Origin of the sequence: Prevotella ihumii (genome assembly GCF_900155655.1) — a bacterium.
GTDB classification, from domain to species: Bacteria; Bacteroidota; Bacteroidia; order Bacteroidales; family Bacteroidaceae; genus Prevotella; species Prevotella ihumii.
The window spans coordinates 2,219,433-2,232,966 of sequence record NZ_LT706987.1 but is presented as its reverse complement, the minus strand read 5'-3'; the positions used below and the strand labels follow the sequence as shown (position 1 = coordinate 2,232,966).

The following is a 13,534-nucleotide window of genomic DNA, read 5'->3' as shown; positions in this document are numbered from 1 at the left end:
TGCTGTTAAGTGGTATTTTAGAAGGTAAAAGTTGAACTTTAGCTTTGCCAAACATCAATGTTGAGGTGGTAAAACATATATGTTTGGCATTGTCAAAGTTGAACTTTGGCTTTCCATAACATCAACAAAAGATATTTAGAACATATAATAAGAAATATCAAACAATTCTATTTGGGGAATTAAAATGTTAAATCAACATAACAGCAAAACCCATTGGANCGCATCCGCTTGTCGGCCTTCCTGACTTTGGCCTTGCTGTTCTTCCTACCCCTGAAACGCTGAACGAGCTTCAGTTCCTTTATCTCCTTGGCATAGCTCTGGCGGACCTTGAGGTTTTCCTTCTCCGCCACGCTGTGGCAAAAGGCTATCACCTTGTTCAGGAGTTTCGAGTCCGTAGGGAAGGTCACGTTCTTCTCCTGCACCGTCGTGTCGATGAATGCGGTATGCTCCGCATCGGGCTTGCGTCCACGTCCATCCTTGCCGTCTTTCCCCTGCGTCTCCTCTTTTCTGTGATCACCGATTAAAAGATTGATGCGGATGCTTTCCTTGAGTATCAGCTCCATACCAGATTCACCGATGCGATGGCGGAACTCGACAAGCTCGGTGGGAACGCAGGGAGCGTCGGTGCGGAATGCCTCCATCCCGCAAAAATACTGGAAGTAGGCGTTCTCCGAGAACTGCTCCACGACGCTCTCGTCTGAAACGTCACGAAGGTGTTTCAAGATCAGCAGACCGACCATCAGACGGATGGGCTTGGCCATGCGGCCAGTGTCCTTGCTGTAAAGAGGGGCAAAAGACTGCTCAAACAGATCCCAATTGATCAGATTGGCTAACTTGTACAGGGAATTCTTGGGAGAGAGCATTGTCTCAAGATCCCAGAATAATGATGCCTGACGGACTTTGGATGGAGATTTATACATCGTTGAATTGCAAGATTTTACTATACAAAGATACAAAACTTTGTAGAAATATACAAGTTTGAAAACGATTATTTTATTGATAACCAGATGGTTAAATACTTTTCAAGGGGAGACTATTTAATGTTTATGCGACTGCGTCGCATTCTTCTGCAAACTTAGAGGTCGTTAGACCAGTCAGACCAGTCAGACCAGTCGGACGTGTCAGACAAGTCCGACTGGTCTGACTGGTCTGACACGTCCGACTGGTCTGACTGGGCTAACGACCGATTTGGGTTAAACAAATAATTTGATTAAGATTTTCTAAAAGAAAAATGGCAGCAACGTGAATAAACATTGCTGCCATTATTTGTTTCCTTTAATTATTTAATTCTTTTTACTTCACCTCCTCAAAGATATCCAACACTGATTACCAATGATTTACATTCTTATGGTACAAAAATGTTTCCTCAATTTGAGTAGTTTTGATTAGAAACCATCTTGAATGTTGTCACCTTTATATTTATTAAGACATTATCGTGTAGGTGAAATGTCATAGCCTGATGCATCGTTTTCACTCTTATCATACGCATTGTCAATATAAAGCTGCGGATTCTTCAAGAAATCATCTTCTTCAACAAAGGCTATATACGAACCTGTTAAGGCATCTATACATTTACATACATTACAAGAATATTGTTGAGGATTTTGATTGAATCTATTATTGTTTATTATATCAAATACTTTTTCGGTTTTATAAGTTCTAACCCTACATCCATCAGAATTAGTTTGAATCTGTTTAAACCAGTCATACCCTCCATTGCTTTTCATTATCACTCCAACCACTCCATCCCGTTGAGATGTTCTGTCCTTTCTTGATATTTTCTTGAGGCAGTATTCTATTTCCCAATCTATCCAATGGCTTTCTTTCATATTAGGTGAAATTATAACAATAGTCACAGAGGTATCAAACATCATATCCTTAAGATTCTTTTTGATGTTTTCTGTAGAAGTGTCTGTTAAATCTGGAGAATCACTAGTTTCTCCTTGATAATACTTCGCATCATCTCCAAGTGCTCCTATTATTTTGTCTCTTAGAGATTGAGCTTCACTATATTTATACGAGATAAAAGTTTTATGTGCCATATTATTTAATATTTTGTATTATTGTTAAGACTTCATTAATTAATTCGTTTAACGGGGTTGATTCGTCTCCAATCTTTTGGAAAGACTGTTTATATAGTGCAAATTCTTCTTTTGAACTAATTTCGTCCATATATTCTTTCCACAGTTCTTTTGAGATATAGCCAGTTCTTCCTACGGGTATCAAGAAATTACCTTGTTTTCTGGATATGTCAAATTCTGCACGCATGCCATCTGATAAAACAATTTTATCATTTTCTAGTTTATTGCCTAAGATAAAGATTGAAATACCACTATAGGATATCATATCTTCTCTATACTGTTGCCATAGTTTTTTTATTTCATCATCACCTTGAGGAAATGGCCGCAAAATAATCTGATTTGTCAATGATTTCTTCTGATTTTGGTATATTTCTGTTAGAGCTCCACTAATAACAGAGCTCCCTACACCTAATCCATAACCTGAGACTATCCTATAGTTTTTATTTATTAAAGCACCACTTAATTTACTTATAAAATATTCATATGCTTGTCTTCCATCTGGTTCAAACTCAGCAGCAGCTCCAGATATATACACAGTTTTACTATTATACTTAAATTTAATCTCTCGTAACATGTCTGTTATTTCAGAATACTGCTCCACGAGAACTGTCTTTATATTGAATCTTTTTAAATCATCAATAAAATATTGAAGCTTTACCTTTTCATAACGATAATCGGATTCATCAGGATAGTTATCTATAGAAATATCTCTTAAAATACAATAGTGTTCTCTCTGATTACCTTCCAGCTGCACCCTAAGTTGTGAACTTATATAGGAGAAGTTTGGATCAGTGAAACTAAATCCTATAAAAAGGAAAGTTTTATTCATTAAATCTCCTTTTAAAGCATCAATAAAAGGGTGATTCTTGTGAGAATAATTCTCATAATCATCACGTATTAAAATAATAGAGTCGGGATTATCAACATCACCATGCATTTTATATATCACAGCATCTACACCTTTTACTCTCCTTGTAAGCGAGGAGCAAGTTGCTTTTACATCATATCGCTTTCCTTTTTGTCTTAAAGACTCTTCAATAAGTTTATCATAATTCGTTGTCCAAAAAGTTGCAATAGGTAAATCAGAAAGTATTTTATGATTATCATTGGGTCTTTTTTCATTACCAAAGGCATTTACTATAATATCATTGAATTTTGTTCGATTTCGATTTTTATTAAAATAATATTGCGCAAGACTAACTAAGTCCTGTTCCTTATCTATGTCCAAACTTAATTCTTTTGCAATATCACATAACAATTCTTTCCAATTAACACAACCACTTGAAGCAGATAGTCCTGCACCAGCAAATATGGCAGCGTCACCCTCGTTCAAAGCTTCTAAGTACTTATTAACGAAATCTTCTCTTGATATAGCCATGTCTATTTAGGATATTGGTTTCTAATTACTATGGCTTCATCTACCCATTCGTCTATATGACAGTTTATATAATCATAGACAGATGTACTAGAACTGAACGGAGGATTATATGCTTTACAAATTTTAGAGAGGTTAATCTCATCTTTATCTGCAGGAATATTACGCTCAACAATATAATTTATAGTCTTATCAATACAAAATAAACTAAAAGGGTTTACGCCTTGTAAACTTTGAAAACCAAATACGTCCTTAAGATTGTGTATATAGACACCTACAATACCTTTCCCTTCCTTCCAAGCTCGTTCAATTTCATATTTACACCATTGCCTCTTCGAAGTCTCGCTACCAATTAATACAATAACACATGATCTATAATTCATATTATTGTTTATCCAGCGTTTGATAGAAATATTTCCTTCTCGCTTAACTTCTTCCCATTTATTAGAAGAGACAGGGGGATTACTTTCTAAAACTCCCATATTTCTTACCTGTCCTGCTCTCCAGGCATCATTTGCAAAATGAAAACTGTAAAAAACCTGATGTTTTGCCATATAGATAAAATTTAAAAGTTAATTTTATGGTTCGGCAGCCATTTGCATTTCACCCTCGTGGATTTCATACATCTTGGCTGATTTTGTTGAATAATTCTCTTGCTCATTATCCGTCCACTGCTCGCATTGCTTAATAACAGTTTCTAAAGCATTGGCAGCTTCCTCTGGTGGGTAATGATATTTCTTAAGTAGATGTTTAATCATTCTGCGCATACCTGCACGGGCTGACTCTTTCTTTTGCCAATCAATAGTGCGGTTCTTACGTAGAGAGTCGGTGAGTTCTTTCGTCATAGCTATCAATTCTTCATTACTATAGAAGTCGTGGATTGCTTGCGGTTTGGTCAAGGCATCGTAGAATGACTTTTCTTCAGGAGTGAGTCCAAGTTCATTAGCTGCTGAATCGGCTGAAGCAATATCTTTTGCCAACTGCAAAAGTTCTTGGATAACTTCTTCATTGGTGAGTAATCCTTTCAAATAGTTCGATAAAGAGCGATTGAGCAGGTCAGAGAATTTCTCTGACTGCACGATATTGGTCTTTTGATAGAGTGCCACTTTCTCCGCCAATAGTTTTTTGAGCAGTTCTACAGCTATATTCTTTTCTTTCATCTTAGAAATTTCATCTAAGAAAGCTGTATCAAAGAGGGAAAATTCGGCTTTAACATCAGAGAAAAGATTGATTACACCTTCACTTTTTACACTTTGTTTCAGCAATTCACTGATACGAGCATTAATTTCTTTCTTAGTAACTTTTCCTTTTCCTGTCATTCGGGAAAGCAAAGTGCGCACAGTTTCAAAGAATGCAGCTAAGAAGCGTTGCTCTTCATTCAACAGGCTTCGGCAAAGAGTGATGGAATTGTGCAGCAATGCTGCTTCTTTCATATATAATGGCAGTTGTTCTTGTTTGTCGGTTGCCAACATGAAGTTTACACCACCTTTGATTAATTTAGCACGGTCAGCATCTGTCCCTGTGTGGAACTTACTATAATTATAACCATGAAATAAGTCTTGGCACACTTCCAACTTCTCTTTGAACTTTGTAAAAGCCACGCCTTTGATGTCTGGGTTTCCAAAGTTCTTTCTGTCGCGCCCCGTATAATCACGTATGGCTTCTCTCAAGGCTTTGGCAATACCGATATAGTCAACAACCAATCCACCCACTTTACCATTGAATACACGGTTCACTCGTGCAATGGCTTGCATTAGGTTATGTCCGCTCATTGGTTTGTAAACATACATAGTTGCCAATGAGGGAACGTCGAAGCCTGTGAGCCACATATCGACTACAATAGCAATCTTCATCGGGTCGTTGTCATCCTTAAATCGTTTGGCAAGTTCTTTCTTATACTGCTTATTTCCGATAATGTCGTGCCATTCTTCTGGGTCTTGGTTGCTGCCCGTCATGACAACTTTCACTTTATCCGTCCATTTTGGGCGAAGCTCCAATAGTCGGTGATAAATACTCATCGCTATGGGACGCGAATATGCCACTATCATGGCCTTACCTGTCAATTCATATTGACGGTTTTCCTCATAGTGTTTGAGAATGTCTTGGCAAAGAGAATCGATGGTAGCTGGTGCACCGAGTATCTCTTCCAAGTGTGACATCTCCTTCTTGCTTTTCTCTATTTGTTCTGTCGTTGCACCTTCTTCAGCCAACAGCTCGTATTCGTCATCAAGGGCTTGCAAGGTAGCATCGTCAAGATTTAGATTGATAACTCTAGATTCATAATATACAGGACAAGTAGCACCATCGTTGACCGCCTGCGTCATATCATAAATATCAATATAATCACCAAAAACCTCTACGGTATCTCGATCTTTAGTAGAGATAGGTGTACCAGTAAAGCCAATATATGAAGCATTGGGTAGTGAATTGTGAATGATTCTTGCCGTGCCGATAGAGATTTTACCTGTAGTGGCGTCGACTTTCTCCTCAAAGCCATATTGTCCTCTATGCGCCTCATCAGTCATCACGATAATATTTCTTCGCTCTGACAAAGGTTCGTCAGATTCCTCAAACTTCTGCATGGTTGTGAAGATAATGCCATTAGCTTCTCGTCCACTCAATAGCTCTTTTAGATTCTCTCGACTATTGGCTTGTATTGGAGTTTGGCGCAAGAACTCCTTACATTTAGAAAATTGGGTATAGAGTTGATCGTCTAAATCGTTGCGGTCGGTAATCACAACAATAGTAGGTTGTGATAACTCTTGTTGCAGCAAGTGGGCGTAGAAAACCATTGACAATGATTTTCCGCTGCCTTGCGTATGCCAGAATACACCGATTTTACCATTACTTACTGTAGCATGTTTGGTACGTTCGATGGCTTTCTTCACAGCAAAATACTGATGATATCCAGCTAATATCTTGGCACTCCCTCTTTCTTCTTTGGAGAAACAAATAAAATTCTTGATGATATCCAAAAGCCGTTCTCTTTGAAATATTCCTTCAAAAAAGGTATCGTAGTGCAGTTCTTCGTTTGTTTCATAATTGCCATCCTTTGTCTTCCAGTCCATATAACGGTCTTCCTTGCTGGTAATTGTTCCAGCTTTGGAAAGAGCCATATCGCTCATTACACAGAACATATTGAAAGCGAACAACGATGGTATATCCTTCATATAATTGCGGAGTTGAAGATATGCTTCTGAAGCGTCCGTCTCTTCACGGGAAGGTGATTTTAATTCTACAACCACCAATGGTAAACCATTCACAAACACAATGATATCAGCACGTTTCTCTGCATTTTCAATGAATGTCCATTGATTGATAACTTGAAAAGTGTTTTTGTCCGTATGTTCAAAGTCTATCAAATAAACCATTTCATTGCGCATTTCCTTGCCATTGAAATAAGAAACTTCTATGCCGTGTTGCAAATAGTCTGTAAATGTTTCATTCCTCTGCACCAAACTACCCATATCAATATTGCGTAGTTTGATAATCGCTTCATGAATAGCTGCATGTGGCTTCTTTGGATTAACAGTTTGCAGACTTTCTTCTAATTGTGCTTCATAACATGGCACATAGTAGTCTCTTTCAATATTTGGACCGTACAGGTATTGATACCCCATTCCCTCAAAGAGGGATATCAGTGCTTTTTCGTAATTATCTTCTGTGAATGGCATGGTTCTTATTTTTTAAGCTGTTAGTTTTAAATTATCATTTATCCGCCTATTTTTATGAAATAGCGGTTGATATGAGCTATATGTGTGATATGCTGTTTGCATTTTGATTTAACTGATGAATTTGCGGTGAGAGAGTTTGACGTTTGTTTGATTAACCATTGCATAGTGCATGGTTGTATCAATTTTAACATGCCCAAGGAGTTTTTGTACTTGCTCCACGGGCATACCTTTATCTATAGCCATAGTCGCAAGTGTCCGACGGAACTTGTGTGGATGGACACGGACAATCTTTGAAAGCTTCCCAATCTTTCTTAATCTTGTCTCAACTCCTGATATTTGTAATCGATTGTGTGGCTTGGCAAGGGACACGAACAATGCTTTGTTTCTGTCTTTCCGCTCTGCGAGATATTGCTGTAAATGTATCTTTGCACGAGCATTGAAATATACGATACGTTCCTTGTTGCCTTTACCGAAAACGATACACTCACGCTCATTGAAGTTTATATCCTCGCGATTGAGCTTTACAAGTTCTCCAACACGCATACCAGTAGAAGCCAATAGGTCTATCATTGCTAAATCTCGTACCCTTGAACAGTTATCGCGCAGTTGTTCCAAATTTTCGTCAGTAAGGACTTCCTTAATCTGTGTTCCTGTCTTAACCTTGTGTATTCTACGTACAGGACTTTTAATGATGTAATCCTCATCCTCTAACCATGAAAAGAAAGATGAAAAGATACGACGGATATTGTCTATTGTAACTTTACTCGATTTGTGTTTCTGTTGAAATACAGCCAAATAAGCACGAATATCCTCTGTTGTATAGTTCGTAACTTTTTTTGGCATTTTCTTGAAAAGCTGATTGATGGTCGAGCCATAATATTTTATGGTAGGTGTGGTGCAACCTTCAACTTGCTTAGCTGACAAGAATATCTCTAACAGACGTTCGTTAGATGCATTGTTCTCCTGCATCAGCTCGTCGCCTGCCGTAATGGAGTAGTTACTAATTACTTGCAATAATACTCCATTGAGTTGTGCCATTTGTTCTACACTTAATATACCTGCCATTGCATTGCTAATTTCTAAAATCAAATTTTCTTTCATGTTCTTCTATATTAATGAATTGATAATATGGAAGAACATGCGGTCATTTACTTGATAATGAATCCTATGCTTGCCAACTGTTTTCGTATCTCATCCTCCAAATCATGAGATTGGGCAAACAAATCGGACAATTCAGTTGTGAGTTTGTCCATCTTCTCTTGAAAAGGAATACCATCGTCTTCCTGTTCTGCAATGCCAACATAGCGTCCGGGGGTAAGAATATAGTCTTGTTTTGCCACATCGTCAAGGGCTACAACTGCACAGAAGCCTTTTTCATTCTCAAGTGTACCATCACTATATTTATCAAAAGTGTCTGCAATCTTTTTAATATCTGCTTCTTGGAGCTCACGAAGTTTGCGGGTAACCATTGTTCCCATGTTTCTTGCATCTACAAACAGAATTTTATCTTTCTGTTTCTTCTCTCGATTGAGGAACCATAGAGAAACAGGAATACCTGTGGTATAAAACAACTGTGAGGGTAGGGCAACGATACCTTCTATTAAATCGGCCTTGATGATATTCTCACGAATCGTTCCTTCCCCTCCTGTCTGTGAAGATAAAGAACCATTTGCCAATACCATACCTATTTTCCCTTTGGGAGATAAATGATGAATCATGTGTTGCAACCATGCAAAGTTGGCATTGCCAGATGGTGGAATGCCAAATTTCCAACGCACATCATCTTGCAACTTGTCTGCTCCCCAATCACTGAGATTGAAAGGCGGATTAGCCATGATAAAATCTGCTTTTAATGTGGGGTGTTGGTCGTCAAAGAATGTATCTGCATTAAACTTACCCAGATCAGCCTCAATGCCTCGAATGGCAAGATTCATCTGAGCCATCTTCCATGTCGTAGGATTGCTGTCTTGACCATAGACAGAAATATCTTTGATATTGCCTTGATGCCTTTCTATGAATTTGGCAGACTGTACGAACATTCCACCAGATCCGCAAGCAGGGTCATATACTCGTCCGTGATAAGGTTTCAGAACTTCGACAAGTGTTTGAACAATACAAGCAGGTGTATAAAATTCTCCTGCTAATTTCCCTTCTGCTTCTGCAAATTTAGAAAGACAATATTCATATGTACGTCCCAATATATCTTTGGAATCTCCATGTTCTTTCATTTGAATATTAGTAAATAAATCTACCACATCGCCCAAACGCCTTTTGTCTAATTCTGGTCGGGCGAAATTTTTGGGCAGAATGCCTTTCAAACGGAGATTCTCCTTTTCAATAAGACGCATGGCATTGTCGATTATCGTACCTATTTCTGGTGTATGGGCTGCTTTTGCTACCACACTCCACCGTGCTTCTTGTGGGACAAAGAAAATATTATCCGCCATATATTCATCGCGGTCTTCCTCGAATCCTTCACCATTATTGACTAATTCTTGATATTTGGTTTCAAACTTATCGGAGATGTATTTTAGAAAAATCAATCCCAATACTACCGATTTGTATTCGGAAGCATCAAGATTGCCACGAAGCAAATCTGCTGCTTTCCATATTTCCTTTTCAAATCCAATATCAGCTGTATTTTGTTTTGCCATGATTCTTTTTTATAATGTCTAAACTTTATTCTTGGTGTATATCGAAAAACTTCTTATTAGTCATCTGGGGTGTTAATCAATTCCTTTGGATTAACCTGCAAGATTTCTGCTATCTGAAATAGCAATTCTAGGCTTGGCTGTCGACGATTGCAAACGTAGGAGTTCACAATAGTGAAACTCTTACCGAGTTTCTCTGCAAGCCATGTTTGCTTAATCCCTTTCTCGATAAGCACTTCTTTAATTCTATTAGTTGGACTTTCCATAAATATCATCTGATTGTTTGCAAATATAGTAAATTTTCTTGTATAAAATACTTAATAAGAGGGGAATTTTCCCCTCTTATTAGAGTTTATGTGTTCAACACTATTTGTTTTTCTTATTTTGCAGGTTATTCTGCATCAAACTATCCGCCTTTTGTTTTAATTCCATGTCGTAATAATCTGCTTTTTCCTTGATTAGTTTGATAATTTTTTCATTGCGATGAATGTCAAACACATCATTGAGCCATAGGATTTCCTTAGGGCTACAACCTCGCCATACTCTAATGATACGAAATTTCAAGGCATCGTCTTTGTATTGCTGTTTACTTTGCCACAAGGAGTAATTGCCGACCAAAGAAACAAGACAAAGGATAGACACTGCTACCATATAAGTAAAGACTTTCGAGGACTTGAGGTCAAAACTGTGCCTGTGAATATGTTCCTGCGGTATTGGATGCTCTTTATTCTCCTGCCATTCGTGCAGCATAGTCAAGACACTTGCCACCAATTTGTCTATGGATTTAGCCTCCTCGTCCTTGATGCGCACTTGCACACCAATATACTTGTTAATCACTTCTTTTGTTCGCTGTTCATACTGATTGAGCAATTCCTGTTCCTTCTGTTCGTCACTTTGTGCTGGTGTAGATTGAACAGGGAGGGAAATAGAACCGTTCTCCTTTTCTTTCAACTCCTTTAGTTCCCTGTAAATTGTCTCCAGTTTGTTTTTGATTTCCTCAAAGAGGACAAATGTATTATTATCTGCCATAATTATAAATGTATTTTACGTTTCTTCTTTTCTTCTTTTTGTCGAGCGTATTGTAAACCTCCGCAGGGACAGTGCCATGAATCTGGAACAATCCCAATCCTCCTTCTATAAGGTCGTTGGCTATTTGGCTCGTAACATCTGCAACATTAGATATAAGATTCATCGTTCCTTGCATCTGCTGACCGTGTTCCCTATCATTTTGTTGCAGGGCAAAGTCAATCTTGGAATAACTGAAACTCCTGTCCACCTTAGAGCCATTGAAACGATAGCCATTCTTTTCAAAGATAATACCTTGAACTTCCTGTGAGTTGCCTTTGTACTTGAAACGGACATCAATATCTTGCTTTTTCAAGTGAGCAAGAAGGTCTTTCCAATTCCTGCACTGAGCAATCTCTGCTTTCAACATCTGATAAATTTCATACTTGGTCTTATCAGGTTCTTTTAAGCGATACTCTTTGACTTTCTCCTTGCCATCAGCAAAGTATAAACCATATTTGGTGGTCAGTTCCTTACAAATCTTCTCACTTTTGAACCTATCGTTACGGTCAGAGATAGTCTTGCCGTTGTTATCTATCCGATTGAAAGCGATATGTATATGAGGGTGCTCCTTATCGAAATGGCGACCGATAATGTACTGCGTATCTTTTATTCCCATCTTCTCCATGTATTCACGAGCGATCTGCGCCATCCATTCATTACTGAGCTTGGAAGAATCCTGTGCCGAGAAACTCAGGGAGATATGCCCCACAACCTTGCTTACTCGTGGATTCAGTTTTGTCTGGTCGATGAAACTTTGGACAATATGGTTGATGCTCTCCGTTCTCACTCCGGAACTATCAATGAGCTCCGTTCCTTTCTTCGGGTCAAGGATGTAATTAATAACACCCTTGAAGCCTGAACCTTTCATTATCTTGGCAATCATTTTCGTATCAGATTTAGAATTTCGTCAATCTTGCCAATGATGATTTTGTGGAAAGGAGCAACGGCATGAAACCCATCCGCATTGGCACGATGTGCCAATTGATTGAGGTTATTTGCCATTCCACACAGCTTGCGGATGAAGTCTGCTTGCTCTACGGTCAGTCGTTCAATGACATTTCCTTTATCAAGAATTTTTCTTACAAACTCACTCATGGTTACTCCTACGCTTTTGGCTTTGCCTTTGAGCGTATAGTAATCCTGCGTATTCAGTTTCACCGTGATACGGTATTTCTTCTTTTCGGCTACGCCCTTGGTTGGACGACCACCTTTTTTATATTCTGTTTTTATCATACTTGTTTCTTTAATTTGATTTGATGGAGACCAGCGGGATAATTCTCTGCAACGACTGTCAGGAGGTGGAGCAAGTGGTTTTGGTATGCCCAAAACATAAACTTGCTCCTCGAAAAACAGATTACGCAAAGCAAATCCTACAATCATAGCTTAATCCCTTTGATTTTCTTGTTTTCTGTTTTCTTTGAATGCTTGAATTCAGCACATAAATACTCATTTAGGTCTTTATAATTCTGGAATACGAAAGAGCAGTCTTGGACAGTAAAACCATCTCTTTTAAGTTGTTCTAAAGTTCGCTTTCCTCCTTCATCATTATCTAAATATGAACAGATGAGCTTGTGCTTTGAAAGAAAAAATCTTGACTTTTTGATATTATTAATCGAGTTAAGTATCAGTGTAGCTTTCTTCTCTTCATCTGGACTCATCGTAAGCAGACTAAGATAATCCATAAAACCTTCAAATAGATTGATTTGTTCTGAAGGATTGGGAACATACGACACATCGGAAGGTGGCAAACATCCTTTGAAGTATGGATTGCGCAACGCATACCCATAAGAATTGTTTGGAAAGCCTATTGCGTAAAAACTCTTATAACCAATTCTATAATGGATTTCCCTACAATATTTTTTCGCAATGTTCAGATTGATTCCTCTATGTGTGAAATATTCTATGAGATTTGGATGGCATAAGTTGGTAGAGCCGACAACCTCTATACGTGATTGGCTTGGAGAAAATGTTTTGCTATTAGCTATGGAAAATTTTGGTAGATTATTTTGTTTGCTATTAAACAACTCTATAGCTTGTACTAAACTGCAATTATGTAATTTCATAACTAAATCTATAAGACTTCCACCTTCATTAAGTGCAAAGTCATACCATAGATTTTGGTTATAATCAACTTTGAAACTTGGAGTATGTTCATTTCGGAATGGACTTTTATACATTCCATAATAGCCATAATTTTTTATAGGGTATATAGACATACTACCTAAGTAATCTTTAATTGATATTGCTTTAATTTCATCTATTGTCATACTTGTAACTTTTAAGTTTAGTACTTACTACAATGTGATATTCTTGTAAGTCATTGGCAATGAAAGAAAAATATGTAGTACAAACTATCTTTGTAGTAATCATTGCACATGTATATGGTCGGTTGGTAGTAATGAGGTAGTAATACCTTATATCATTATTTACTACGGTCTAACCTTTTTTCTTTCAATGCTTTATATCTCTTTGTAGTAAAGTAGTATTAATAATTAGTATTGTAACTTTGAATAAAAGGATTGTAAGCATCCAATATTAGCCGACTTTCACACCAACAAATAACCCTTATATGTCTGGCAGCATATAAGGGTTATTTGTTATTTGAAGTTTGAAGGTAGCATTTTCGTGAGTTCCTCCTCCGTCATGTCGGGCAGGGGTCTTGAAAGAACTTCCTTCATCCATTTG

Annotated in this window: 13 protein-coding genes; all 13 read right to left on the bottom strand. The window is 37.8% G+C overall.

The features are described from left to right. Nucleotides 1-179: 179 nt before the first annotated feature. Nucleotides 180-761 carry a transposase gene (locus CZ367_RS09960; RefSeq protein WP_449421167.1) on the bottom strand — a complete coding sequence of 194 codons (582 nt, stop codon included), beginning with the start codon at nt 759-761 and terminating at the stop codon, nt 180-182. 314 nt (nt 762-1,075) lie between these two features. Beyond that, nucleotides 1,076-1,201 (bottom strand): hypothetical protein, encoded by a 126-nt coding sequence (locus CZ367_RS16490; protein WP_262500736.1) that lies wholly within the window; start codon nt 1,199-1,201, stop codon nt 1,076-1,078. A 229-nt stretch (nt 1,202-1,430) separates the two neighbouring features. Then, nucleotides 1,431-2,042, bottom strand: coding sequence for a TIR domain-containing protein (locus tag CZ367_RS09955; protein ID WP_077196738.1), 612 nt, complete (start codon nt 2,040-2,042; stop codon nt 1,431-1,433). 1 nt (nt 2,043) lies between these two features. Further along, nucleotides 2,044-3,459, bottom strand: a complete 1,416-nt coding sequence (locus CZ367_RS09950; protein WP_036861313.1) for an SIR2 family protein — start codon at nt 3,457-3,459, stop codon at nt 2,044-2,046. A 2-nt stretch (nt 3,460-3,461) separates the two neighbouring features. Continuing rightward, nucleotides 3,462-4,010 carry a TIR domain-containing protein gene (locus tag CZ367_RS09945; RefSeq protein WP_077196737.1) on the bottom strand — a complete coding sequence of 183 codons (549 nt, stop codon included), beginning with the start codon at nt 4,008-4,010 and terminating at the stop codon, nt 3,462-3,464. Between the two features lie 24 nt (nt 4,011-4,034). Next, nucleotides 4,035-7,130, bottom strand: a complete 3,096-nt coding sequence (locus CZ367_RS09940) for a type I restriction endonuclease subunit R (protein ID WP_077196736.1) — start codon at nt 7,128-7,130, stop codon at nt 4,035-4,037. A 108-nt stretch (nt 7,131-7,238) separates the two neighbouring features. Continuing rightward, nucleotides 7,239-8,231 (bottom strand): site-specific tyrosine recombinase/integron integrase, encoded by a 993-nt coding sequence (gene xerA / locus CZ367_RS09935; protein WP_077196735.1) that lies wholly within the window; start codon nt 8,229-8,231, stop codon nt 7,239-7,241. Nucleotides 8,232-8,278: 47 nt separating this feature from the next. Then, nucleotides 8,279-9,784 carry a class I SAM-dependent DNA methyltransferase gene (locus CZ367_RS09930; RefSeq protein WP_077196734.1) on the bottom strand — a complete coding sequence of 502 codons (1,506 nt, stop codon included), beginning with the start codon at nt 9,782-9,784 and terminating at the stop codon, nt 8,279-8,281. Between the two features lie 56 nt (nt 9,785-9,840). Beyond that, nucleotides 9,841-10,047, bottom strand: a complete 207-nt coding sequence (locus CZ367_RS09925; protein ID WP_036875357.1) for a helix-turn-helix domain-containing protein — start codon at nt 10,045-10,047, stop codon at nt 9,841-9,843. Between the two features lie 100 nt (nt 10,048-10,147). Beyond that, entirely contained in the window at nt 10,148-10,810 is a 663-nt protein-coding gene (locus CZ367_RS09920; RefSeq protein ID WP_077196733.1) for a hypothetical protein, read from the bottom strand. Next, complete coding sequence (locus CZ367_RS09915; protein ID WP_144005978.1) at nt 10,800-11,732, bottom strand: relaxase/mobilization nuclease domain-containing protein; 933 nt, start codon at nt 11,730-11,732, stop codon at nt 10,800-10,802. Before CZ367_RS09915 ends, CZ367_RS09920 begins: the two co-directional genes overlap by 11 nt. Beyond that, nucleotides 11,729-12,082 carry a MobC family plasmid mobilization relaxosome protein gene (locus tag CZ367_RS09910; protein WP_077196732.1) on the bottom strand — a complete coding sequence of 118 codons (354 nt, stop codon included), beginning with the start codon at nt 12,080-12,082 and terminating at the stop codon, nt 11,729-11,731. Before CZ367_RS09910 ends, CZ367_RS09915 begins: the two co-directional genes overlap by 4 nt. 143 nt (nt 12,083-12,225) lie before the next feature. Then, nucleotides 12,226-13,116: a toprim domain-containing protein gene (locus CZ367_RS09905; RefSeq protein WP_077196731.1), complete on the bottom strand. Its 891-nt coding sequence runs from the start codon at nt 13,114-13,116 to the stop codon at nt 12,226-12,228. Nucleotides 13,117-13,534 lie beyond the last annotated feature (418 nt).